The following is a 23416-nucleotide window of genomic DNA, read 5'->3' as shown; positions in this document are numbered from 1 at the left end:
ACTACTTCATTAAAAGCCACTTGATTAAAAGGCTACTTGCTGGCTGGTTTTGGCGGTGCCGTTAACAAGCCAACCTTTTGAATGCCCGCTTGCTGCAAGTTTGCCATCAATTGGATAATATCCCCATATTGGTTATTTTGATCGGCATTAATCATCACATTGAAATTGGGCTTTCCATCGAACTGGTATTGAGGCTGAGATTGTAAATTATTCAAAGTCGCGATTAGTGCCGCTTCGCTCATTGGCTCATCGGTTTTGTCTTGGGTACTTAAATATAGTTGCCCATCAGATTTTAGTGACACAATCACCGGTAACTGCGTGCCTTGCTGCAGTGATTTTGTTTGCGCTTTTGGCAAATCAATATCTACTCCCGTTGTTAGCATGGGCGCGGTCACCATAAATATAACAAGCAGCACCAACATAACGTCAATGTAAGGCACCACATTCATACCTGCATTGAGTTTTTGAGGACGGTTACGGCTGTAAGGGTTTGCTTTCATAGTGTCAAGTTATTCAAGAAAATTTATCTAACATTCATTTAGCATTTAGCGTTTATCTAGCTAGCGGTGACATCATGGCAGGTGAATTCATCCCCGTCGGTAAGTTGCTAGCCGTATCCACAGTTTGTCGCAACAACATGCCTATCATCTCATCACAGAACAGGCTACGACTTTGATAAACTTTATCGTTTTTTGCGGTAAAGTGGTTGAAAGCCAATGCTGCTGGAATCGCAGCAAACAAACCGAGCGCCGTGGCAATCAAGGCTTCGGCAATACCAGGCGCAACCGCAGCCAGTGTGGCTTGCGAAGAAGTCGATAAGCCCATAAAAGCCGTCATAATCCCCCAAACCGTACCAAGCAGACCGATATAAGGCGAGACCGAAGCAATACTGGCTAGTAACGGCAACCCTTGCTCAAGCTCGAGTTGTTGACGACCCAAGCCAACGCGAAGTTTGCGCTCGACACCTTCAATGATTTCACTACGGGCTTGGGTGTTTTTGAGCAGTTTTAAAAACTCACTAAAGCCAATAAAAAAGATTTGCTCAAGTCCACTTCTATCAGGATTGCCTTGAACACCTTTGTATAGGGTTGGCAATTCAACCCCTGACCAAAAGGTTTTCTCAAAATAATTATCGGCGCGCGTGGCAATTGCCAAACGACTGCTTAAACGAAAAATAGTGACCCAACACAACAAAGAAGCAAATAATAAAATGCCCATGATAATTTTGACGAAAATACTGGCATGCGTCACCAAACTGACGAGATCAATCGAGCCTTCCATAAGTTATGCTTCCCCAACCATCCAAATCACTAAATATAAATTTAAATATAAATCACTAAATATTTTGATGACAGCTTGTCAACAGCCTACCAACCATACCCGATTAAAACCAAAAACTAGTGCAATTATAAGGTCGAGCACTAGAATTAACATAAGCATATTGTAACCAATAACATTTGCTAATCGTATAAAAATTTTGGGACTTTGCTAGTATTGATAATGGCATGGCTGCTACGACTAAAAACTAAGGCTAAAAAGATACGCATAAAAGTCATGGCTCGGCAATAAACTGCTGTGTTTGGGCATAAGATTGCGCTTCTGATTTGATTAGCGCCAACCACTCATTGGCAATGATAGGATGCGACTGAAAATATGCCATCATCCAATGGGCTAACGGCGTAGGCACGGGTACAAATTGGGTGGAAGGCAAAATGGATTGGGTGCCATTGGTTTCATCACTGTCATACACAAGCTCAACCTGCGGATTTTTTTGAATAATTTCTACTCCGGTAATCTGCCAATTGGTAAAAGCATTATCAATCGCATAGGGCAAAGCTTCTGTTTTAGATAATTTTGATGAGAGGTAGATAGGCTCAAATGTTTTGCTAGTATTCACCCAATGCAAACGCAAGGCAATATCAGGTTGTTGGTAAAACACCACCAATTTGCCAACAAACTTTATTTGCCAAGGATTGACTACTTGGTTGGGATGAATGCCAAGCATTTGCGCAAATTGTTCTCGCGTCAGCAATTGATCAAAGCTTGCTAGCAATTGACCATTTAATGGATGTTGCAGTTTGAGCAGGTCGGATAAATACTCATAATGGTAAATAAATTTCATAGGCAGGTGCTGTGAGATAATCCCATCCGTCACTTGACACCGATGCACTTTCCACTGCGGCATGGTATCGGTAATAAGTGCAAGCAAGTCTATGATTGTATTGTTTTTAGTTCTAGTTTGATTATCGAGCGTTGAATCGATAGTTTGTGTATTAGCATCCGTTTGAGTGACTAGCAAGCGATTTCCTTTTAACTGATTGGTTTATCACAATTGCTTCATTATAAAACTTTTTTCATGCATTTGAGCCAAAAAAAATCATTACATGGTGAAATGCAATGATTCATCCAAAAAACTGTTGTAGCTAATAGCTTTAGTTAATAATAAGCAGCGTTTAGCAATAAACCGACAGCTAAAAAGAACCAAATCATAAATACGACACTAAGCCATTTACGATTATGTCGCCAAGATTCATTATCAATTTTGTTATCGGTTGTCAAATCATCCGCCAAATCATCTATGGCTGATTTTCTTGGTAACTTTGCAGACTTGTTAAAAAAATCTTTAAATCGTAAGTCTCTAGTTAAGTGATTGTCCTCATCTTTTATGGTAAAAAAATTAGATGAGTAATTTGCCAAATAAGTTTGAGAACTAAGCGAATGCGGTAATGCCGATTTGACGGTTGCTTGGCGATAATCATGCTCAGCCACGTCAGCAAAAACTAACTGAGACGCCAAACTTTGAGATGCTAAGCCACTCCTTATATTGTCATGTGTTTTGTTAATCTTCATGTTAAATACCCCTTCTTGATAGCTAACATTATAGGGATAGCGCGGCGTTATTTAATCATAGGTTTGATTGTGGTTTTGTTATACTTAGCTAACTTGTATTAGCAAATGTGCAGATTTGAAACCGTTTGTAAACCGCGGATAGTGAAACTCACTGACAGTTAATTTATACTTTTGGTCAGGATTAAACCATTTATTTAGCTCTTGCTTAAACAAATTATCTTCTATCGATAAATATTTGTTGTTCAGAGGCTTTGACAAAGTCTTCATAAGAAACCACCCCTTGACTATTAGGGGCATTCGTTGTGGGATTGCTGTCCGTCTGCGCGCGCTCATTTGAACCTTGATTTTGGGTATCGGGATTTAGGGTATTGGGATTAGCGGCATCAGTTGACGCCTCAGGCATCTGATTAGTCCTACTTGGCGTGTTGGCGAGCGTGTCTGACACTTGATTGGTAGTTATAGCGGGATTGTCATTCGCTGGCGCGGTGGGTTGTGGGTTTGACGCCACGCCGTTTCCTAATTGCTCACCGGTAATTACTATCGCTTCTGTTCTTAAATTCTCTGGTTGAGCGGTAGAGGCGGCAACAGCGGAAGCAGTTGCAGGCAATTTCTGCGCCGATTGGCTAAGGTTTGTTGCCGTCACAATGACATTTTTTTGAGCATCTCTACTATTTTTCATCGCTTGATAACTGTGATAGCTGGGCACGACAACTTGGGTTAACAAACCGATGAGTGACATGACTAACAGCGGAATCAATACCATCAGTACCGTTTTTAACTGGTTAACAGGTCTAGCAGGTAAGCCATAATAATTGGCGCCTGCCGTCCCTTCGACTGCTAGCAAGTAAAGGTAAACTAAGATATTTACCCCAGGCACTAACATCAATAGCGCAAGCCACCCTGTTTTGTTAAGGTCATTGAAGCGCCGTTTGCTAACGGCAAGCTGTAGATAAAACAAAACCGCCACACCCACACTACTTGCGCCAAGCAAACTCATCGGCAACTGCTCACTACTGGCATTTACCATGCCTTGAAAGCCGCCAATCATCACAAATAGTAAAGCGACAAGCATTAGTGCTATCAACGCATTAAAGGTGGAATACGCTAAAAACTGAACACGGCTAACCCGACCGTGCCAATCAAAAAACCGACGATTATTAAAGCCTTCATGCAGCTCGGTTAATGTGACAAACGACGTACCAACTTCAGTTTCAATTATTTCATCAGCTTGCATTTCATCAACTTGATGCATATTATCGAAACTGGGTTCAATGGGCGGTAAAGACTGGGCTTTTTTTGGCTTGGGTAGACGGATGGCCATAATGAGCAACTTAATCTAGAGGTTTAAACTGTTTTTTTAGCGTCATATTTTTAGCATAGTATTGCCCAAATTTTATAATATATTGGTTAGAATATCTTGAAATGGCGACATAAATTTGACATTTTTTGTAACATTGATTTAGTGACATTGATTTAACGGTTTGGCTTGATAGCAAATTTATTGAATGAGTAAACAGTTTTTAACCCCGATAACACAACGCTGTAATAATCATTGAGTATTGATATGGATATTTCACAACTCACCTATTTTGTGGTAGTGGCAAAAGCAGGCAGTTTTAGCCAAGCTGCCAAAACCTTGGCTATATCGCAGCCATCGTTAAGCCGCCATGTCCAGCAACTTGAAAGCGAGCTGGGTGTCGAACTGCTAGATCGCTATCACCGCCCAATGACCTTAACTGCAGCAGGGCATTTTTTTTTGGCACAGATTGAGCCAATATTGTTGCAACTTGAGCAAGCCAGTGAGTTGACTCAGCGCTTTGCCCAGCCGCATCGAAGCAATCATTTGACGATTGGATTTGTCGCCTCGGTGCTATACGGTTTGTTGCCTGAGATTATTTCTACGGTCAAACAGCGACACCCAAATTTGGATATCAAGCTGGTCGAAATCAATTCGGAGCAGCAAATGTCAGCGCTAAAATCGGGAGACATCGATGTAGGGTTTGGAAGATTTCGGCACAATGACAACTTTGTGCAACAGATATTTTTACGTCATGAACGCTTTGTGGTGGCGCTGCCGATGGCGCACCCCTTGGCATCACGCCCGGATGATATCGGCATCGCATTTAAGGAGCTGCTAGAAGATACGCTCATTTTGTATCATCGCACGCCCTTGCCAATCCTGCAAAATCCGCTATTTAATGGCGAAACTGACCAACTCATGTATTTGTTTGCCCGCCATCAGTTGTCACCTCATTTGACCACCAAAGTGCGCGATATCCAAATTGCTTTGGGCTTGGTGGCGGCAGGTGAAGGTATTACCTTAGTGCCTGATAGTTTAAAAACCGTCCGTACCGAGCAAATTCATTATCATCGTCTACGCCACGAAGATGCGACAACCCCGATTTTTATGAATGTGTTGGCACACCAATCCAATCCGTATATTGATGATTTACTGCAAGCAACTTACCAAGTGTATGAAGCTAAAGGCATTACCTACTCTAATCAATCGTTGAATTAAACACAGTTATATTAAAGGCGCTTATATTTAAACCTCTAGTAAAATTTTATTTGCTTAGGCTAAATTGGCGTTCTTGGTTGACACGGTTGATAAATTGTTGGGTAAATGCTTGATAATCCACGTCCGCAAAATCTGCTAGACGCAACATGGTCATACCGGCATAGCCACAAGGGTTAATCATTTGAAACGGGGTCAAATCATTTTGTACATTGATGGCGATGCCATGATAACTAAAGCCGTGTTTTATTTTAAATCCCAATGACGCAATTTTACCAAGTTCTAAATCGTCTTGGTTATACACATACACCCCTGGCGCATCTGCACGCGCTTTGGCATAAAAATCTGGCGGCAAATAAGGCGTGATGACATCAATGATGATGTTTTCAGCTTTGCTGACCAAATCACGCACGCCCCACCCCAATGCATTTAAATCAAATAAAAAATACACCACCAACTGCCCATGACCATGCCAAGTGACTTGACCGCCACGATCGGTGTGGATGATGGGGGTATTATCTCTTTGCAAAATATGTTCAGGTTTGCCCGCTTGACCCAGTGTAAACACATTATCATGATCTACAATCCATAACTCATCAGCGCTAAGCTGCGCCTGCTCACTGCTGACAGATTTTTTTTGCTCGATACGCGATAACACGCGTGCCAGCATCGCTGCATGGGTAGGTTCATATTGAGCGTTTTGCAAATATTTAATTTCTAATGGTAACATCGCATTTCCTTGCAGTAGCTTTTTGTGTTTGTGTGACAAACCGCTTATTTGTCGTTGGTAGCAGTCACATTGACTTTGCCCAGTTGTAAAAGAGATTTTTGCAGTATTGGCTGATAATCAGTCATATCACGCTGCGCTCCTGAGCCAAAATTTGTTAATTGACTGGTTAATTGACTGACTGGCATCAGCGTCGCAGGGTTGGCGTTGCCGCCTTTTGCAAAACCGATAGCTAAACTGGCGTTATCGCCCCCCAAATAAAAATCTTTGATGGTAAGTTGATCGTCAGTCGGCTTATCGTTGTTCTCATTGTCATTGGGCGAACTAGTTGCAAAATCCAGCGTTAAGTCCTGCTTTTCTTGAGTGACCAAGCTGAGCTCGTCATAGCCTCTATCCGCAAGATAAACCGTATCTTTGCCACCGCCCACATTGATGATGGTATCATGACCAAATCCTTTGGTGAAATAATATAAATCATTGCCCGTATCACCCACTAGCACATCATCACCGGCATTGCCGATGAGCACATCATCATCAGCACCGCCTAGCAGCCTATCTTGACCGCTATTACCCACTAGCACATCGTCCCCCTGACTACCCCATAATAAATCCCCTACGCCCTGCTGTCCAAGCACAGAACCATCAATATGGTGATTGATGAGGACGTCATTAGCTAAGGTGCCAAAATACTGGTTAGCTTTATTGGCAAGGGATTTGGCTTCATAACTGTTCCAATCCAGTGGCTTGCCAAATGCTTGCTGATAATCTTGCGATATACGCGAAATGGCAAAACGGTTATTCAAGAACACCAAGGTGTTGTATTCATCATACGTATAAAGTGGCACATGAAACTGCCCACTGGGCAACATGCTCTGGTTGAGGACTGCCAATTGGGTTATTTTGTCGTTGTCACTGATAGCTTGGCGCATGATTTCATCGACCTCAGTAAACACATCTTTATCTTGCGGTTTTGCCGCGTTATCAAGCCACAAGGGTTTGACAAACCGTTGATACCCCAATTCTTTTGCCACCAAAAACTCATAATAAGTTGCCTCACCCTCTGCTTTGGCGCGTGCCATTCCATAGGCTTGTGGCGTATCAAATTGATACAAATTGTTTTTATCACGATTAATTTGTTGGTATTGACCGGTTGCGTGCCCTAGCTCATGGGCGATGTTCAAAAAATTTTTGTAACTTTTAGCAATATGAATGGTATTGCCGTAGGCTTTTGCGCCGGCACCAACGGTGGTATCTTGCTCATCAATGAGTAAGTTACCTTGGAATCGATTAAGCAAATTGACCAAGGTAGGCGATTTTTCGATATCTTGGACATTAAAACCCGACTGAACCAAATAGACATTGTTGGGATTGTTCAGATCTAACGTAGGCATGACTTTCCTTTACGTAAGTGGCTTTTTAGGTAGTTTTTTTAAGTGGCTTTTTAAGTGGCTTTCTTTACCTGTTTTTTTTAACTGCTTTTTTAAGCGGATCTTCTATCAAGTAACGCTTAATAACAGCAAAAAGTGAGTTTTACAGCGGCATTGACTCATGCACAGTTATTGCACAGACCCTATCTTCGGATAAAGGTATAGTAAGCAATATAAATTTTAAAAAACATCAGCAAGCTTAATCAAATTTTCAGCCGGCTATTAACGCGCTATTATAGCGCAATTAATGACTTAAAATGCCCTAAACAGGTGGCATTTAACCGCCAGATTAGTAATGCCTATAAAAATGGAAAAATTATGAAAATCGAAAACTCGTATGCCACGCTCGATCCAAGACTGTATCATAAACAACCCCCCAAACCGCTCACCAACCCGCAAGCAGGGCATTTTAACCCGCAAGTCGCCAACCAAATTGGTTGGGCAGATGATGAATTTTTAAGGCAGCATTGGGTCAAAATCTTGGGCGGTGACATCGTTCCCGACGGCTTTGAACCATTAGCCATGGCGTATGCTGGGCACCAATTTGGGCAATGGGCAGGGCAATTAGGCGATGGTCGTGGTCTATTACTCGCTCAGGTAATCGATAAAGACGGACAATTGACCGATTTACATCTAAAAGGGGCAGGATTGACCCCCTACTCGCGCATGGGGGATGGTCGTGCGGTGATTCGAAGCGTCGTGCGAGAGTATTTGGCAGGTCATGCGCTTAATTGCTTGGGCATTCGCTCCAGCAACGCACTGGGCTTTGTGGTTTCAGATACCCCTGTCAACCGTGAGACACGCGAACGCGGTGCGGCGCTACTACGTACCGCAGATTGTCATATTCGCTTTGGGCATTTTGAATGGGTGGCAAATTATGCGCCTGATTTATTGCTGTATTTTACCCGTTATGTCATCAAAACCTATTTTAACCCATGTTTTGACAGTGACACGCCCATTCAAGATTTTTTGAGACAGGTGGTTGATAAAACTGCCAAAACCCTCGCTGATTGGCAGCTGATTGGCTTTGCCCATGGGGTGATGAATACCGACAATTTATCCATCACAGGTGCGACCATTGATTTTGGTCCTTATGGCTTTATGGAGCGCTTTAATCCGATTTGGATCAACAACCATTCTGATTACAATGGGCGTTATGTTTATCAAAACCAGCCTTCCATTGGACTTTGGAATTTGTCACGTCTGATTACCTTATTTTTGCGCCTTAATGGCGAAAAACTGACCGCTAATCATCCGCCAGAAACCTTGTCGCGCGAGCATTTGACCGATATTTTAGATAGTTTTGGTGAGATTTTTTATCAGTATTATCAGCAAGGTCTCTGCCAAAAATTTGGCTTACCCATCAGTGAAGAAAACTGTGACTTCGCTTTGCAGTATTTAGAGATCATGCAGCAAAACAAACTCGACTTTACCAACAGTTTACGAGCGCTAGTAGCAATCGTTGCTGACGCCAAGCCAAATGATAAATTAAACCTATTACATGAATTTAATTTACTTAATCAGTTGAAAATTTCAATTAGTAGCGGTAACGTTCAACCCAATGCCACCTTAGCAGATTGGATTGCTACCTACCATACCAAATTACAGCAGGATTCTTTGCAGTTGGTAATGAGTCACAATCCCGTGTATATCCTAAGAAACAGCATGGCACAGCAAGCCATTGAATTGGCTGAACAAAATGACATGAGCGAGGTGGATAGACTGTATCAGCTATTGGCTAATCCTTACCAAGTTAGCGCATTAGCCAAGCCAAGTGACAGCGAGCCACCGTTGGCAGATGCGCCTGAAATATGCGTCAGCTGCTCATCTTGAGGTGATAGCCAAGGTCGGTAGCGCGATTTTTTACCTAACTAGTTTTATTTTTTGCCGGTACTCAACTAGTCATCAATCTGTCAATAGTGCTAGAATAGCGAACACTACGATTCGAAAACGACTGTCGCAACGAAGGATATTATGGATAAATTATCGCCGACCAACAATGGCTTATCAGACAAAGAATTATTTGAACAAGCCGCCTTGCATTATCATGCCAATCCACGCCCAGGTAAAATTTCTGTTACCCCCATTAAGGCACTTGCCAACCAACGGGATTTGGCACTTGCCTATTCGCCTGGCGTTGCAGTACCTTGTCTAGAAATTGAAAAAGACCCAAAAAAAGCCGCGCTTTATACCGCTCGTAGCAACTTAGTCGGGGTGGTGACCAATGGTACCGCTGTTTTAGGACTCGGCAATATCGGTCCTTTGGCGTCAAAACCTGTGATGGAAGGTAAAGGCGTGCTGTTCAAAAAATTTGCCGGCATTGATGTGTTTGACATTGAAGTGGCACAAAACGATCCGGATAAATTCATCGAAGCGATTGCCTCTTTAGAGCCTACCTTCGGCGGTATCAATCTTGAAGATATCAAAGCCCCTGAATGTTTTTATATCGAAAAAGAATTGCGTAAACGCATGAATATCCCTGTGTTCCATGATGACCAACATGGCACCGCGATTATTGCGTCTGCCGCGTTATTAAACGCGCTACAAATTACCGGCAAAAAAATCGAAGACATCAAAATTGTGGTATCTGGTGCAGGTGCTGCAGCGATTTCTTGTTTAGATTTGATTTGTGCGTTGGGCGCAAAAAAAGAACACATCTTTGTAGGCGATTCAAAAGGCATCATCACCAGCAACCGAGCAAACCTCGATGAGTCAAAACAGCGTTATGCCCGCGATACTGAAGCCAAAACCTTATCCGATGTGATTGAAGGCGCGGACATGTTCTTAGGTCTATCTGCCGCTGGCATGCTGACCCAAGATATGGTAAAACGCATGGCGCAAGACCCCATTATCTTTGCCCTAGCCAATCCAAACCCAGAAATCCTACCTGAAGACGCCAAAGCGGTACGTCCCGATGCGATTATCGCTACAGGTCGCTCTGACTATCCAAACCAAGTAAACAACGCACTGTGTTTCCCGTATATCTTCCGTGGCGCGCTTGACGTCGGTGCCACGACCGTCAACGAAGAAATGAAAATCGCTTGCGTCAAAGCCATTGCTGCCATGGCCCATGTGGAAGCCACCCCACAAAAAGGGCAAAAAACGGTGGATGAAACCAAACGTTTTGGTCGTGAATACTTAATTCCGGGACCGTTAGAGCCAAATTTGATTTTGGAGATTGCACCAGCGGTTGCCAAAGCTGCGATGGACTCTGGCGTTGCCACGCTACCCATCGAAAACATGCGTGCTTATCGCGATAAACTCTCAGAGTTTGTTTATAACTCTGCGTTCCTAATGAAACCTATTTTTACCCGTGCCAAACAAGAACCAAAACGTATCGTTTACTGTGAAGGTGAGGATGAAAACGTATTACGGGCAGTGCAAGTGGTGGTGGATGAAGGCCTAGCAAAACCTATCTTGGTCGGTCGCCCCACCATTATTGCCAACCAAATCGAGCGGTTGGGCTTACGTATGGTGGCAGGTGAAAATTATGAACTAGTCAACATCGAAAGCGACCCACGTTACAAAGACTACTGGCAGTTTTATTATGAGATGAACAAACGCAATGGTGTGACGGTTGAATTGGCGCGTCGTGATGTTCGCCGTAAAACTTCTTTGATTGGCGCGCTAATGGTTGAACGTGGCGATGCCGACGGTATGATTTGTGGTACCTTTGGTTCATATCACTTGCACTTAAACTACGTGCAAAACGTGATCAAAAAACAAGCAGATGCTAAAGATTTTTATGCGTTAAATGCCTTATTAATTCAAGGTCGTAACTTATTCATCGCTGACACTTATGTGCATGAAGACCCAAGCGCTGAACAACTAGCGGAAATGACAGTATTAGCAGCACAAGAAGTCCGCCGCTTTGGTCTTGAACCGCGTGTGGCATTGCTATCACATTCAAACTTTGGTTCATCTGACTTTGAAAGCGCCAAAAAAATGCGTCAAGTTTATGATTTACTGACCGATATGAATGTTGATTTTGAGTTTGACGGCGAGATGCATGGTGATACCGCGCTTGATGACCGTATCCGCCATACCTCATTCCCATTTAGCAAATTAACCGGTTCAGCCAACCTACTCATCATGCCAGACTTGGATGCGGCTAACATCGCATTTAACTTGCTAAAAACGGCGACCAATAGTGTCACTGTCGGTCCATTGTTATTGGGAGCGCAAAGACCTGTGCATATCTTGACATCTTCTGCGACAGCACGTCGTATCGTCAATATGACTGCTGTAGCGGTGACGCAAGCCCAAGAATTGGCAAAATAATTTTGTGTTGATTGATAAAACCAGTTTAGTGCTCTAAACTGGTTTTTTTATGGGTTTAATTTAGTTAAAACATCGGGGTGGTCATGCAAGTTTATTTGGTCGGTGGTGCGGTACGCGATTATGTATTAGCGCGCGAGGTCACTGAACACGATTATGTGGTAGTCGGCGCAACGCCTGAGCAGATGCTTGAACTGGGATTTTCGCAAGTAGGTGCCGATTTTCCGGTTTTTTTACATCCAAAGACCCATGACGAATATGCACTGGCTCGCACGGAACGCAAAAGCGGTAACGGCTATCTTGGTTTTAACGTACACGCTGACACCACTGTCACCTTAGAAGAGGATTTAATCAGGCGCGATCTCACCATCAATGCTATGGCCATAGAAGTCAATGGGTTGTTTGACTGCGGTTTTAAGCAGGGTAAATTTGATGTGCGCGATATCATCGACCCGTATGGTGGCTTAGCAGATATTCAGCAAAAAAAATTACGCCATGTGTCCATCGCTTTTACAGAAGATCCGGTACGCGTATTGCGCCTTGCCCGTTTTGCCAGTCGTTATGCGCCACTTGGATTTACAGTCGATGAATCAACCGCTAAACTTACCAGCCAAATGAAGGCCGCGGGTGAGCTCAATCATCTTGTCGCTGAGCGGGTATGGTCAGAGACGTCAAAAGCGTTAACGCAAGCTTGGTCGGATATTTATTTTGACACGCTTTATCAGCTCAATGTCCTTGATGTCATTATGCCAAAATTGTATCAAGCATCCAATGATAATCCTAGCCAATGGCAATTGATGTTATCTGCTCTGCGCATGGCGGGAGAGCAACAAGCGGACAACGTCATGAAGTTTGCTTTGGTTGCAACCTGCTTTAAGTCTGATCAGCAACACAATAACCCAACCACTGAGTATTTAGAATTTTGCCAAGGTTTAAAGGTACCAAAAAACACTGAGCGCTTGGGGTTATTTATTCTTGAACATTTTGATGAATTAAAAAATTTCGATCACTTACATGCAGAGCAATTATTTGAACTGTTAAAATTAACTAATAGCCTTAAAGATACCTCACTTTTAGAGCAAGCCTTGAAAGTCGTTCATCTTTATCAACAGGTTAAACAAACCGCGCTGCTAACCACTATCAAAACTCAATTAACTCAAATTTCTGCCAAAGATGTGGCAAGCGAGCTGACCGGCAAACAGATCGGTGAAGCCATTGACAAGTTAAGGTTGCAAAAACTTGAGGAAATTTTAAATCAGCCACGATAAAGGAATCATCATGACGACGACAACGACAACGACCAAACTAACCCATGTGTTAGTATTAAATGGTCCCAATCTTAATTTGCTTGGCAAGCGAGAACCTCAAATCTACGGATTTCAAACCCTGCAAGATATTGAAGATGATATAACACAACTAGCCAGCAATCATCAAGTTAAACTCACCTGTTTTCAAACAAATCAAGAATCTGCCCTCATTGATAAAATCCATCATCACGGTTTATTGACCACAAATCCTGACGAGCAGATTGACGCGATTATCATCAATCCCGCTGCCTTTACTCACACATCGGTGGCAATTCGCGATGCCCTACTCGCCGTGAATAAACCTTTTATAGAAGTTCATCTTTCCAACATTCACACGCGTGAGCCATTTCGACAGCATTCTTATTTTAGCGACAAAGCCGAAGCCGTCATCTGTGGTATGGGCGCTTTTGGTTATACCGCAGCGTTTAATTATCTGGTTCAAAAATATCAGTAGCCACATAATTTAGCCTAAAATCAATAGCAACATGGCAGCAAATTTTAAGTGTACAAACGTACACAAATATACCCTGCTATATCTATTTATTTTAGAAAAATCTTGTTACAATACGGCAATCTATGAATTAGTTGTCTATGAAGCGTATAATTTTAAGGTAGTTAGGATATGGACATAAGTAAAATCAAGCAACTTATTGACTTAATGGAAGAGCGAACGTTAGCAGAATTAACCGTACAAGATGGCGATAAAAAGGTCTCTATCTCACGCCATTTACCGCAAGTGAATGTTCAACCCGTCACAGCAACGACAACCACCACGACAACCGCTAACGCTGCCCCTGTAAAATCTGGCATGGTAGAAACATCACCGATGGTTGGGGTCTACTATGTTGCACCGAGCCCTAATGACGCGCCATTTATCAAGGTCGGTCAACAGATACAAGCAGGCGATAGTTTAGGCATTATTGAAGCCATGAAAATCATGAACCCGCTTGAAGCAACCCAAAGTGGTATCATTGCAGAAATCTTGGTACAAAACGGCGATGTGGTGCAATTTGGTCAACCGATTGTCCGTTACGAGTCTTAATTTTTAACTTTTTTGTCTATTTGAAGTTTGTTTATCGATAAAAATTAGGGATAGCAATGATAAAAAAATTACTGATCGCCAATCGTGGTGAAATTGCGCTTCGCATTGTTCGCGCTTGTAAGCAGCTTGGCATCCAAACGGTGGGCGTCTACTCAACTGCAGATGACAACTTGATGCACCTTCGATTTGTTGACGAATCCATCTGTATTGGCAAACCCAATGCCAGTCAAAGCTATCTCAATATCGATACTATCATAACAGCGGCAGAGATTTCTGGCGCTGATGCCATTCACCCAGGTTATGGGTTTTTATCTGAAAATGCTGAATTTGCCGAACGCGTGGAAGAGGCAGGGCTAACTTTCGTAGGTCCTGCGCCTGAGCACATTCGCTTAATGGGTAATAAAATATCCGCTATCAACGCCATGAAAAAAGCCGGTGTGCCTACCGTCCCTGGCTCAGTGGGTAGCGTCACTCTGGCTAACGCTGAAGAGCAAGCTAAAGCCATTGGTTTTCCTCTGTTAATCAAAGCAGCAGCTGGTGGTGGTGGTCGTGGTATGCGCGTGGTTGAACGCCTTGAGCAGTTATTGTCTCAAGTGCAAGCCGCCAAACAAGAAGCTGAATTATGGTTTGGGGATGATAGCGTCTATATGGAGCGTTTTTTGAAAAACCCACGCCACGTCGAAGTGCAAGTTTTAGGTGACGGCGAAGGCAATGCCATTCATTTATTTGATCGCGATTGCTCACTACAACGTCGTCACCAAAAAGTGCTTGAAGAAGCCCCTGCCCCAGAGATTCCTGATGACATTAAAGAACCTATTTTGCAAGCTTGCGTCCGTGCTTGTGAGCAAATTAAGTATCGCGGTGCAGGGACGTTTGAATTTTTATATGAAGATGAGCAATTTTTCTTTATTGAGATGAATACCCGCGTACAGGTTGAACATCCTGTTACCGAGATGATTACCGGCATTGATGTGGTGGTTGAGCAGCTTAAAATCGCATCTGGCTATGGCTTATCGTATCGTCAAAACGAAATCGAAATTCGCGGGCATGCCATCGAGTGCCGTATCAATGCTGAAGACCCTGTAACTTTCATGCCCTCACCCGGTACGGTGACCCACTTTTTTATGCCAAATGGTAGCGGTGTACGTTTTGACTCGCATCTTTATCCCAACTATGCCATCCCTACCTTTTATGACTCACTGATTGGCAAATTAATCTGTCATGGTCAAACCCGTGAACAAGCGATTGCCAAGCTTCGCCATGCCCTTGATGAGCTGATTATCACGGGCATCAAAACCAATGTGCCATTGCATCGCGATGTGATTTTGCAAGACAAGGCATTTTGTAAACAAGCACAAAACATTCATTATCTAGAAAAAAACTTATTATCCCAGCCAGAGACGTCAAAAACCGAAACAGAATAAAGTTAACGATTAAAAAAAGAGGGTCATTTGAGCCTCTTTTTTTTATGCAATTTTAACTCATCGCCAAATTTTTCAGAGACGCTTTCAGCAGATTTTGGATGGTTAACGGTGAATCAATGGTAGATTTTGCCAGTTTTATCGCAGCTTGTGCTTCTTTATCGCGATAACCTAATGCAATCAACCCCGCTTCGACTTCAGCAATGATAATGCCTTCATTACCGCTATCGGTCGCTAGTGGCAATGAAGGTGCAAAACCTGACGTATCACCTAAATGCTTGATTTTGTCTTTTAATTCAACAATCAATCGCTGTGCGGTTTTTTTGCCAACTCCTGGGATACGTGTCAATGCCAGCTCATCATTGTTCATCACAAACTGGTGCAACTCCTGCACCGTTACGGTTGACATCATCGCCAACGCCATCTTTGCCCCCACCCCATTGACTTTAAGCAACAGCCTAAACACTTCCCGATCGCTATGGCTTAAAAACCCAAATAACAACTGAGCATCCTCGCGCACCAAAAAATGCGTCCATAAGGTGACGGACTGATTTAATTGTACTTGGCAAAATGCATTGAGCGGCATCTCAATTTCATACCCAACACCGGCTGTGGTCATCACCACTACCGTAGGCGCCATTAGATGATGCACTTGTCCTTGAATTAATCCTATCATTGATGACTCGCTACAAATAATTTAATCCAATAAAAAAGTGGGCAACCTAAGTTCACCCACTTGAATGTCATGCTTTTTAGTCATTTGCTAAAACTTAGTTCTAGTATTTAGTTATAGAAACTAACCATTTTTTCTAGACTAATTGGGCGAATTTTATCCGCATTACCTGCCGTACCAAATGCGGTATAGCGATCAACACAAACCGCTTTCATGGCATCGATAGTCTTGGCAAAATATTTGCGTGGGTCAAATTCTGCTGGGTTTTCAGTGAGGAATTTGCGAATCGCACCCGTTGATGCCAAACGTAAATCGGTATCGATATTGACTTTACGTACACCATGTTTGATGGCTTCTACGATTTGCTCAACTGGCACACCATAAGTCTCACCGATGTTGCCGCCATTTTCATTAATCACTTTGAGCCATTCTTGTGGCACACTTGAAGAGCCGTGCATCACAAGATGAGTATTAGGAATACGGGCATGAATTTCTTTGATACGTGCAATCGATAAGATATCATCGGTAGGTGGTCGAGTAAATTTATACGCCCCGTGGCTAGTGCCAACTGCAATCGCTAGTGCATCAACATGAGTATCGTTAACAAATTGCTCAGCTTCATCAGCACTGGTTAACAGCTGTGAATGGTCAAGTTTACCTTCTGCCCCTACGCCATCTTCTTCGCCAGCCATACCTGTTTCAAGGCTACCTAAAACGCCAATCTCACCTTCTACTGATACACCACAAGCATGAGAGAGTTTTACCACTTCACGCGTCACTGCCACATTATAATCATAGTCTGCAGGGGTTTTACCATCACTCTTTAATGAGCCATCCATCATCACCGATGAAAAACCCAACTGGATTGAACGCTGGCAAACCTCTGGACTGGTACCATGGTCTTGGTGCATAACCACTGGAATATGTGGCCACTCTTCAATGGCAGACAAAATAAGATGGCGTAAAAATGGGGCACCTGCGTATTTGCGCGCGCCTGCCGATGCTTGCACAATCACAGGTGAATTGGTTTCATCGGCTGCCATCATAATGGCACGCATTTGCTCTAAGTTATTGACGTTAAATGCAGGAACACCATAGTTGTTTTCTGCTGCATGGTCTAAAAGCTGACGCAAAGAAATCAAAGCCATATTACTTTCTCTTAGTAAAGTTAATAATCAATTGAAAATTTTAGAAAAATTGGGTTTTGCCGTGTTGGACAGGGCTTGAGTATAACAGAAGTGCACTAAAATTTAAATTCAAAAAAATAACTTTGAAATGATTGATATTATGAAAAAATAGATAACCCAATAAAAAGCCCCAAAATGGTTTTGGGGCTTTTTTAGGCTGAATACTAAATTTAGTATTTTTGTTTTTCTGGTACCGTGGTTTGGATATCAGTTTTACTATTTGCTGCATCGTTTTTAACCGCTTCTGCACCTTGTGCTACATTGGCTGCACCAGTTGCTACAGCAGAGGCTACGTTTGCGGTGGCTTGCGCGGCACCATTGGCAACAGCTTCAGTCGCGTTGATTGCTGCGCCTTGGGCAACCGCGGCACCCGTGGTAGCAGCACTGGCAACTGCTTCACCTGCATTTGCTGTTGCACTGGCGGCACTTGCAGTCGCGTCTTTAATGTCCTGACCCGCTGCGCTTGCTGCGGCTTCAGGTTGACCGTTAGCTGCAGCTTCTTCCGTTTTTTTACTACATGCCGTGATTGATAAAGTGGCTAATAAAGTTGCCAATACTAAATTACGTTTTAACATATTAATTCCTTAAACGCTAAACATATGGGTATACATACTTGCATAATATCTTATCGACAATATATTTTTAGTGCAATTAATTACAATGTTTACCATACAAATATTAACTTAACATTACATTAATTCAGCCATGATAAATTTAAATGGCTCAATTTATGATAATGATTATTAGCATTTAGGCACGTTGGCTCAGTGCGTGCACGGCAGGTAATGTTTTGCCTTCCACAAATTCTAAGAACGCCCCACCCCCGGTTGATGTGTAGCTTACTTTATCGGCGACCTTGTATTTATCAATCGCAGCCAGCGTATCACCACCGCCTGCAATGCTAAAGCCTGCACTTGCTGCGACTGCTTCACTGACGATTTTGGTACCTTCACCAAATTTATCGACTTCAAATACGCCTACAGGACCATTCCATAAAATAGTTTTGGCATTTTTAATCGCATCGGCAAGTTTCGCCGCACTGCTTGCACTAATGTCTAGAATCATTTCATCATCAACAATGGTATTGACCGCTTTGGTTACCGCATCGGCAGATTCTAGCGAGCCCAAAAAATCATCAAAATCAATCTGTGATTTTTTGGCGACGACCACTTCGTCAGGTAGTAAAACATGGGTTTCTTGCATAATACTTTTCGCCGTTTCCACCATGTCCGCTTCATATAGGGATGCACCGACATTAGCACCCTTGGCTGCCAAGAATGTATTGGCAATACCACCGCCCACAATGATTTGGTCACAGATTTTTGCCAATGATTTAAGCACATCTAACTTCGTAGAAACTTTCGATCCACCAACAATAGCAAGCATGGGCTTGGCTGGGTTATCCAAAGCTTTGGCTAATGCATCAAGCTCAGCCGCCAATAACGGGCCTGCACACGCAGTCTTTGCTTTGGCGATAACGCCTTCTGTTGACGCTTCGGCACGGTGAGCAGTACCAAAAGCATCCATCACAAATACATCACATAAAGCGGCGTAACGTTCAGATAAAGCAGCATCGTTTTTCTTTTCACCCGCATTAAAACGTACATTTTCCAGTAGCACAACTTCTCCCGGGGCTACTGTCACATTATTTTGGGCATAATCGGTCACTAATTTGACAGGTTTGCCCAGAGCATCGCCCAAATAATCTGCGACTGGCTGCAACGAATATTTGGCTTCAGGGTTTGAGGGATCTGGGCGACCTAGATGTGAACACACGATAACCGCTGCGCCTTTATTTAGAGCCAACTGAATAGTGGGCAAGCTTGCTTTTAAGCGGGCATCATTGGCAATTTTGCCATCTTTTAACGGTACATTTAAATCTTCGCGAATCAAAACTGTTTTGCCAGAAACATCAATATCGTTTAAACGAGCAAATTGCATGGATTAACCTCTAAGTTAACAACAGGATGGTGACCCGTAGGGGTTGCTAAAACGTCGTCACATGACAACAAAATTCAATCAAAAAATAAGCGTAGGTTAGCATATTTTGAGTATTTTTAACATTATTGATGCTATCAACTAATGCCGCGCACAGCGATAACACGGTATGACTACTATATTACTACTTTATTAAGAAGGGTCTTGATGATAAGCTTATAAGAACAAAAACATGAATGCAGCACTGCGTTCAATATTTTATTATCAAATTGGAGTATTTATGGTTGACTTTGACAAAGCAAAACAACGATTACTAGACCTAAAGCAAGAATACCAAACTCGCGTGCATAAAATCCAACATGATATGCAAAATCCGGATACGGATATGACCCAAGATTGGGACGACCAAGCGGTGATTAATGAGCAAAACGATGTACGTAAAAACTTGCTAGTCGAAGCCCAGCAAAACCTTGAATTGGTGAGTAATGCCTTACTTCGTATCGAAAATGGGACTTACGGTATTTGCGCTGTGAGTGGTGAAGAAATCGAGCCCGCGCGCCTGGAAGCACTACCCTTTGCCACCACTTGTATGAAACACGCTAAATAGCTTATAAAACACACCAAATAGCTGGTTTTGGTAATTTTGCACCCATAAAAAAGCAAGGACAGTTATCCTTGCTTTTTTATCAAAAAATCAGTCAGTAAATTGCGAATTGATTAGGTGAATCGGCGCATGCTTAAGTTAGCAATAATGTTTTCTGCATCGCTCCAGCGGGTTTTTGAGTCATTGGCGCCCAATAAAACTACGATGGCTGGACGATTACCGACATTGGTTTCAAACAAAACACAGTTACCCGCTTCACGAATATACCCTGTTTTTGATAGCCCAATATTGTATAGACCGTCACGCACCATGTAATTGGTACTGCGCGCCGCAACCGTGCGATAACCTGAATTGATATTATTTACCCCAAATTGGCGGCTAGGCGTGGTACTAAACTGGCTAATTAGATTATGCTTATAAGCATAGCGCGCCAAAATTGCCAAATCACGCGGTGATGCTACATTTCGAGAATCCAGACCCGATGGGTCATAATAACGGGTTTGCGTCATCCCCAATTCACGCGCTTTTTGGTTCATACGGCTGATAAAATTGTCATAGCCCATAGGGTCAGTACGTGCTAATGCTTTAGCCGCGGGATTTTCTGATTTCATCATCATCATCAGTAGCATTTCAGCACGATTAAGCTGATCGCCAACTTTTAGACGGTCACTACCTGATTGTTTTGGGGTTTTGAAATCTAATGGGCTAATCGTCAATGTTTCGCCCATGTTAGCGCCTGATTCCGCCACCACCACAGCCGTCATCAATTTACTAATTGAGGCAATCGGACGGGCGATATCAGCATTTTTTTCATAAATGGTATTGCCCGTTAACGCATCCACTACCAAAGCACCTTTGGAATTGGCAAAATAACTGCCCGAAGCCCGCGTGGTGTCTTGAGACCAAGCAGGATTGTAGCCATCATCCTCACTGTATGCATTGTTATAGTTATTATAATTACCACTATTAAAACTTGTCGTCTGTGGCGTGCTGTTATACATGATAGCACGGGCTTTGTCTAAACTACCTTGCCCACCCCAACTAACTTTAGCCTGGCTACCTGTCTGCATATTTAATTCAGCATTACTTTGTACGCCAACCAGTGCAATGACCGCACCTAACAACGTTTTCTTTAACAATGTTTTCATTTCAACACTCTCAATCAAATCATGGTTAACTTGCTGTTGGATAAAGCATACAGTTACCAAAACTACCAATATATTTACGAAAAACAGATGAACAACGATACCTTAAGCCTAATAGCCATTAAAATCAAGCCATTAAAAGTTACAAAATCTAACAAGAATAACGGATTGATTACGCAAGACTGACTTAAATTTACGATGAGTAGTTTAGCACAGTACATATGTTACGCATGCAAAAAAATAAAAAAACCATTTAGCTAATACAATAATAAAACCATAAGTAACAATAGGTTAAGATATCCTTTTACAAAAAAAGCTGACATATTGCTATGCCAGCTTATTTATAAGTTAAGGATAATTTATGGTTTAAAACTATCTTTTAAGGTCACAATACGGTTAAACACTAAATGCTCTGGTGAATATTCTTTACTATCTGCCACAAAAAACCCTTCACGTTCAAATTGGAAACGCTCGCCTGCATTGACTTGTGATAAAGAAGGCTCGACAATGGCATCTACTTCACGTAGTGAATTGGGATTAATCTCTGCGGCTAAATTATTGATGTCAATTTTGGCAGGGTCTTCTTGAGTAAACAGCTGTTCATACAGACGTACCTTCGCAGGTACACCTAGACTGGCTGAAACCCAATGTATCACACCTTTAACCTTACGGCCTTCTGGATTGTTGCCCAATGTTTTTGGGTCAATAGTCGCTGTTAACCCCACCACTTCGCCATTGCCATCGGTGATGTGTTCCTCTATCTTTAGCACATAACTATTGCGTAAGCGGATTTCTGGGTTTTTCGGTGACAAACGTTTATAGCCCTCAGGCGGCGTAATTTCAAAATCCCCTTTATCAATATAAATTTCCTTGGTAAAAGGAATGTCACGCACACCTTGGCTGTCATCATGGCTATTTTTAGGCTGGGTCAACCATAAAACCCCATTGTCGAGTCTAGTTTTTACACTGTCTTTTTTGAGGGTTTCAACATTAGCGACGGCTTCATCAAAATTGGTAATGGTCACTTTTAGTGGGCTTAGTACCGCCATGGCACGATTCACATGCTCTAATGAGTTACGGATACTAAACTCGAGTAAGCCAAAATCCACCACACCCTCTGACTTGCTCACACCTACACGGTCACAAAAATCCCGTAACCCTTCAGGGGTATAACCACGGCGGCGCATACCGGCAATTGTCGGCATACGAGGATCGTCCCACCCGCTCACCAAGTCATCTTCAACCAGTTTTTTGAGTTTGCGTTTACTGGTCAAAATATGGTTTACGTTTAGGCGGGCAAATTCATATTGGTGTGGTTCTTTGTCAAAGCCCACTTTATCTACCACCCAATCATAAAAAGGACGGTGGTCTTCAAATTCTAGGGTACAAATCGAATGCGTAATACCTTCGATTGCATCTGACAACGGGTGAGCATAATCGTACATGGGATAAATACACCAATCATCGCCTGTTTGGTGATGCGCTTGGTGCATGACACGATACAAAATTGGATCGCGCATATTCATATTGGGGCTTGCCATGTCGATTTTGGCACGAAGCACCGCTTCACCATTGCCATATTTGCCAAGTTTCATATCGTCAAAGCGTTGCAAACTCTCTTCAACACTGGCATCACGATAAGGTGAATTTTTACCTGCCTGACCAAAATTGCCACGGTTTTCACGAATATCTTCAGGACTTTGCAAATCAACATAGGCATCGCCTTGTTTGATTAATTTCACCGCCCAATCATATAACTGACCAAAATAACTGGACGCATAGCGCGCCTCGCCTGCCCAGTCAAAGCCAAGCCATTTGACATCATCTTTGATATTATCTACAAACTCCTGATCTTCAGCATCAGGATTGGTGTCGTCAAACCGTAGGTTACACAGCCCTGCAAACTCTTTAGCAAGCCCAAAGTTGAGACAAATAGATTTGACATGACCCAAATGTAAGTAGCCATTCGGCTCAGGTGGAAAACGGGTCACAATCTGGCTATATTTTTGCGAAGCAAGGTCATCGCGTACGATCGCACGGATAAAGTCATTTTTTTCACTACTGGCTGCTGTATCGTCGGTTTTTGTATTTTTGTCGGTCGTCGCCGTCATTTGGTTGCCCCTTACCTATTACAAAAATGGTGAACTAATCTGCCATTCTAGCAGTTTTTTGACATTGAAAAAACTTAAATGAATTTAATTGAAACATTTAATTTTGCCAATTTTGCAAACTAAATACTGACTTTTGGATTGAAAATCGCTAGGATAGCCACAACAATTGCAAGATACATTTTTTTAACCAT

General features: G+C 42.7%; 21 protein-coding genes. 8 read left to right on the top strand and 13 right to left on the bottom strand.

Annotated features, from left to right (window positions below):
• Nucleotides 1-32: 32 nt before the first annotated feature.
• The 5 genes from tolR to LAJ61_RS10390 all read right to left on the bottom strand — a co-directional run bounded on the left by tolR (nucleotide 33) and on the right by LAJ61_RS10390 (nucleotide 4171).
• Nucleotides 33-500 carry a protein TolR gene (tolR, locus tag LAJ61_RS10410; RefSeq protein WP_224053857.1) on the bottom strand — a complete coding sequence of 156 codons (468 nt, stop codon included), beginning with the start codon at nucleotides 498-500 and terminating at the stop codon, nucleotides 33-35.
• Between the two features lie 52 nt (nucleotides 501-552).
• Nucleotides 553-1281 (bottom strand): protein TolQ, encoded by a 729-nt coding sequence (gene tolQ, locus LAJ61_RS10405; RefSeq protein WP_224053856.1) that lies wholly within the window; start codon nucleotides 1279-1281, stop codon nucleotides 553-555.
• Nucleotides 1282-1552: 271 nt separating this feature from the next.
• A complete protein-coding gene (locus tag LAJ61_RS10400; RefSeq protein WP_224053855.1) occupies nucleotides 1553-2299 on the bottom strand; it encodes a hypothetical protein in 747 nt (248 codons plus the stop codon).
• A 137-nt stretch (nucleotides 2300-2436) separates the two neighbouring features.
• On the bottom strand, nucleotides 2437-2850 hold the full coding sequence (locus LAJ61_RS10395; protein WP_224053854.1) for a hypothetical protein: 414 nt from the start codon (nucleotides 2848-2850) through the stop codon (nucleotides 2437-2439).
• 214 nt (nucleotides 2851-3064) lie between these two features.
• A complete protein-coding gene (locus LAJ61_RS10390) occupies nucleotides 3065-4171 on the bottom strand; it encodes a DUF805 domain-containing protein (RefSeq protein WP_224053853.1) in 1107 nt (368 codons plus the stop codon).
• A gap of 243 nt (nucleotides 4172-4414) precedes the next feature.
• Between LAJ61_RS10390 and LAJ61_RS10385 the strand changes: the two genes are divergently transcribed.
• The gene (locus LAJ61_RS10385) at nucleotides 4415-5368 is read left to right on the top strand and encodes a LysR family transcriptional regulator (RefSeq protein WP_224053852.1); all 954 of its coding nucleotides are present in this window, start codon (nucleotides 4415-4417) and stop codon (nucleotides 5366-5368) included.
• A 46-nt stretch (nucleotides 5369-5414) separates the two neighbouring features.
• Here the strand turns inward: LAJ61_RS10385 and lipB are convergent, their stop codons facing one another.
• Nucleotides 5415-6095, bottom strand: a complete 681-nt coding sequence (gene lipB, locus LAJ61_RS10380; protein ID WP_224053851.1) for a lipoyl(octanoyl) transferase LipB — start codon at nucleotides 6093-6095, stop codon at nucleotides 5415-5417.
• 44 nt (nucleotides 6096-6139) lie between these two features.
• On the bottom strand, nucleotides 6140-7483 hold the full coding sequence (locus LAJ61_RS10375) for a calcium-binding protein (protein WP_224053850.1): 1344 nt from the start codon (nucleotides 7481-7483) through the stop codon (nucleotides 6140-6142).
• A gap of 354 nt (nucleotides 7484-7837) precedes the next feature.
• Here LAJ61_RS10375 and LAJ61_RS10370 point away from each other — a divergent pair, with 354 nt between their 5' ends.
• The 6 genes from LAJ61_RS10370 (at nucleotide 7838) to accC (ending at nucleotide 15570) form a co-directional block, all read left to right on the top strand.
• The gene (locus LAJ61_RS10370) at nucleotides 7838-9352 is read left to right on the top strand and encodes a protein adenylyltransferase SelO (protein WP_224053849.1); all 1515 of its coding nucleotides are present in this window, start codon (nucleotides 7838-7840) and stop codon (nucleotides 9350-9352) included.
• A 141-nt stretch (nucleotides 9353-9493) separates the two neighbouring features.
• Nucleotides 9494-11800, top strand: a complete 2307-nt coding sequence (locus LAJ61_RS10365; protein WP_224053848.1) for an NADP-dependent malic enzyme — start codon at nucleotides 9494-9496, stop codon at nucleotides 11798-11800.
• Nucleotides 11801-11883: 83 nt separating this feature from the next.
• Nucleotides 11884-13065: a tRNA nucleotidyltransferase/poly(A) polymerase-related protein gene (locus LAJ61_RS10360; protein WP_224053847.1), complete on the top strand. Its 1182-nt coding sequence runs from the start codon at nucleotides 11884-11886 to the stop codon at nucleotides 13063-13065.
• Between the two features lie 10 nt (nucleotides 13066-13075).
• Entirely contained in the window at nucleotides 13076-13558 is a 483-nt protein-coding gene (gene aroQ / locus LAJ61_RS10355; RefSeq protein WP_224053846.1) for a type II 3-dehydroquinate dehydratase, read from the top strand.
• 168 nt (nucleotides 13559-13726) lie between these two features.
• The gene (locus LAJ61_RS10350) at nucleotides 13727-14146 is read left to right on the top strand and encodes an acetyl-CoA carboxylase biotin carboxyl carrier protein (RefSeq protein ID WP_224053845.1); all 420 of its coding nucleotides are present in this window, start codon (nucleotides 13727-13729) and stop codon (nucleotides 14144-14146) included.
• 56 nt (nucleotides 14147-14202) lie between these two features.
• Nucleotides 14203-15570 carry an acetyl-CoA carboxylase biotin carboxylase subunit gene (gene accC / locus LAJ61_RS10345; RefSeq protein ID WP_224053844.1) on the top strand — a complete coding sequence of 456 codons (1368 nt, stop codon included), beginning with the start codon at nucleotides 14203-14205 and terminating at the stop codon, nucleotides 15568-15570.
• 52 nt (nucleotides 15571-15622) lie between these two features.
• Here accC and ruvA read toward each other — a convergent pair whose 3' ends face one another.
• From ruvA to LAJ61_RS10325, 4 genes are all read right to left on the bottom strand, one after another.
• On the bottom strand, nucleotides 15623-16243 hold the full coding sequence (gene ruvA, locus LAJ61_RS10340) for a Holliday junction branch migration protein RuvA (RefSeq protein WP_224053843.1): 621 nt from the start codon (nucleotides 16241-16243) through the stop codon (nucleotides 15623-15625).
• 107 nt (nucleotides 16244-16350) lie between these two features.
• The gene (gene fba, locus LAJ61_RS10335) at nucleotides 16351-17388 is read right to left on the bottom strand and encodes a class II fructose-bisphosphate aldolase (protein WP_159770069.1); all 1038 of its coding nucleotides are present in this window, start codon (nucleotides 17386-17388) and stop codon (nucleotides 16351-16353) included.
• A 209-nt stretch (nucleotides 17389-17597) separates the two neighbouring features.
• Nucleotides 17598-18002, bottom strand: coding sequence for a hypothetical protein (locus tag LAJ61_RS10330; protein WP_224053842.1), 405 nt, complete (start codon nucleotides 18000-18002; stop codon nucleotides 17598-17600).
• Nucleotides 18003-18177: 175 nt separating this feature from the next.
• Complete coding sequence (locus LAJ61_RS10325) at nucleotides 18178-19368, bottom strand: phosphoglycerate kinase (RefSeq protein WP_224053841.1); 1191 nt, start codon at nucleotides 19366-19368, stop codon at nucleotides 18178-18180.
• A 277-nt stretch (nucleotides 19369-19645) separates the two neighbouring features.
• Here LAJ61_RS10325 and LAJ61_RS10320 point away from each other — a divergent pair, with 277 nt between their 5' ends.
• On the top strand, nucleotides 19646-19972 hold the full coding sequence (locus tag LAJ61_RS10320) for a TraR/DksA family transcriptional regulator (RefSeq protein ID WP_224053840.1): 327 nt from the start codon (nucleotides 19646-19648) through the stop codon (nucleotides 19970-19972).
• 110 nt (nucleotides 19973-20082) lie between these two features.
• Here the strand turns inward: LAJ61_RS10320 and LAJ61_RS10315 are convergent, their stop codons facing one another.
• Both LAJ61_RS10315 and LAJ61_RS10310 read right to left on the bottom strand, forming a co-directional pair.
• Nucleotides 20083-21117 (bottom strand): D-alanyl-D-alanine carboxypeptidase family protein, encoded by a 1035-nt coding sequence (locus LAJ61_RS10315; RefSeq protein WP_224053839.1) that lies wholly within the window; start codon nucleotides 21115-21117, stop codon nucleotides 20083-20085.
• A 356-nt stretch (nucleotides 21118-21473) separates the two neighbouring features.
• Complete coding sequence (locus LAJ61_RS10310) at nucleotides 21474-23225, bottom strand: glutamine--tRNA ligase/YqeY domain fusion protein (RefSeq protein WP_224053838.1); 1752 nt, start codon at nucleotides 23223-23225, stop codon at nucleotides 21474-21476.
• Nucleotides 23226-23416 lie beyond the last annotated feature (191 nt).

This window comes from Faucicola osloensis (genome assembly GCF_020041925.1).
In the GTDB taxonomy this organism is placed as follows: domain Bacteria; phylum Pseudomonadota; class Gammaproteobacteria; order Pseudomonadales; family Moraxellaceae; genus Faucicola; species Faucicola osloensis_D.
This window is presented reverse-complemented; position numbering and strand designations above follow the sequence as displayed.

What these genes read in the sequence shown, in the direction of transcription:
- tolR (WP_224053857.1), bottom strand. Translation starts at nt 500, where the DNA reads ATGAAAGCAAACCCTTACAGCCGTAACCGTCCTCAAAAACTCAATGCA.
- tolQ (WP_224053856.1), bottom strand. Translation starts at nt 1,281, where the DNA reads ATGGAAGGCTCGATTGATCTCGTCAGTTTGGTGACGCATGCCAGTATT.
- LAJ61_RS10395 (WP_224053854.1), bottom strand. Translation starts at nt 2,850, where the DNA reads ATGAAGATTAACAAAACACATGACAATATAAGGAGTGGCTTAGCATCT.
- LAJ61_RS10390 (WP_224053853.1), bottom strand. Translation starts at nt 4,171, where the DNA reads ATGGCCATCCGTCTACCCAAGCCAAAAAAAGCCCAGTCTTTACCGCCC.
- LAJ61_RS10385 (WP_224053852.1), top strand. Translation starts at nt 4,415, where the DNA reads ATGGATATTTCACAACTCACCTATTTTGTGGTAGTGGCAAAAGCAGGC.
- lipB (WP_224053851.1), bottom strand. Translation starts at nt 6,095, where the DNA reads ATGTTACCATTAGAAATTAAATATTTGCAAAACGCTCAATATGAACCT.
- LAJ61_RS10375 (WP_224053850.1), bottom strand. Translation starts at nt 7,483, where the DNA reads ATGCCTACGTTAGATCTGAACAATCCCAACAATGTCTATTTGGTTCAG.
- LAJ61_RS10370 (WP_224053849.1), top strand. Translation starts at nt 7,838, where the DNA reads ATGAAAATCGAAAACTCGTATGCCACGCTCGATCCAAGACTGTATCAT.
- LAJ61_RS10365 (WP_224053848.1), top strand. Translation starts at nt 9,494, where the DNA reads ATGGATAAATTATCGCCGACCAACAATGGCTTATCAGACAAAGAATTA.
- LAJ61_RS10360 (WP_224053847.1), top strand. Translation starts at nt 11,884, where the DNA reads ATGCAAGTTTATTTGGTCGGTGGTGCGGTACGCGATTATGTATTAGCG.
- aroQ (WP_224053846.1), top strand. Translation starts at nt 13,076, where the DNA reads ATGACGACGACAACGACAACGACCAAACTAACCCATGTGTTAGTATTA.
- LAJ61_RS10350 (WP_224053845.1), top strand. Translation starts at nt 13,727, where the DNA reads ATGGACATAAGTAAAATCAAGCAACTTATTGACTTAATGGAAGAGCGA.
- accC (WP_224053844.1), top strand. Translation starts at nt 14,203, where the DNA reads ATGATAAAAAAATTACTGATCGCCAATCGTGGTGAAATTGCGCTTCGC.
- ruvA (WP_224053843.1), bottom strand. Translation starts at nt 16,243, where the DNA reads ATGATAGGATTAATTCAAGGACAAGTGCATCATCTAATGGCGCCTACG.
- fba (WP_159770069.1), bottom strand. Translation starts at nt 17,388, where the DNA reads ATGGCTTTGATTTCTTTGCGTCAGCTTTTAGACCATGCAGCAGAAAAC.
- LAJ61_RS10330 (WP_224053842.1), bottom strand. Translation starts at nt 18,002, where the DNA reads ATGTTAAAACGTAATTTAGTATTGGCAACTTTATTAGCCACTTTATCA.
- LAJ61_RS10325 (WP_224053841.1), bottom strand. Translation starts at nt 19,368, where the DNA reads ATGCAATTTGCTCGTTTAAACGATATTGATGTTTCTGGCAAAACAGTT.
- LAJ61_RS10320 (WP_224053840.1), top strand. Translation starts at nt 19,646, where the DNA reads ATGGTTGACTTTGACAAAGCAAAACAACGATTACTAGACCTAAAGCAA.
- LAJ61_RS10315 (WP_224053839.1), bottom strand. Translation starts at nt 21,117, where the DNA reads ATGAAAACATTGTTAAAGAAAACGTTGTTAGGTGCGGTCATTGCACTG.
- LAJ61_RS10310 (WP_224053838.1), bottom strand. Translation starts at nt 23,225, where the DNA reads ATGACGGCGACGACCGACAAAAATACAAAAACCGACGATACAGCAGCC.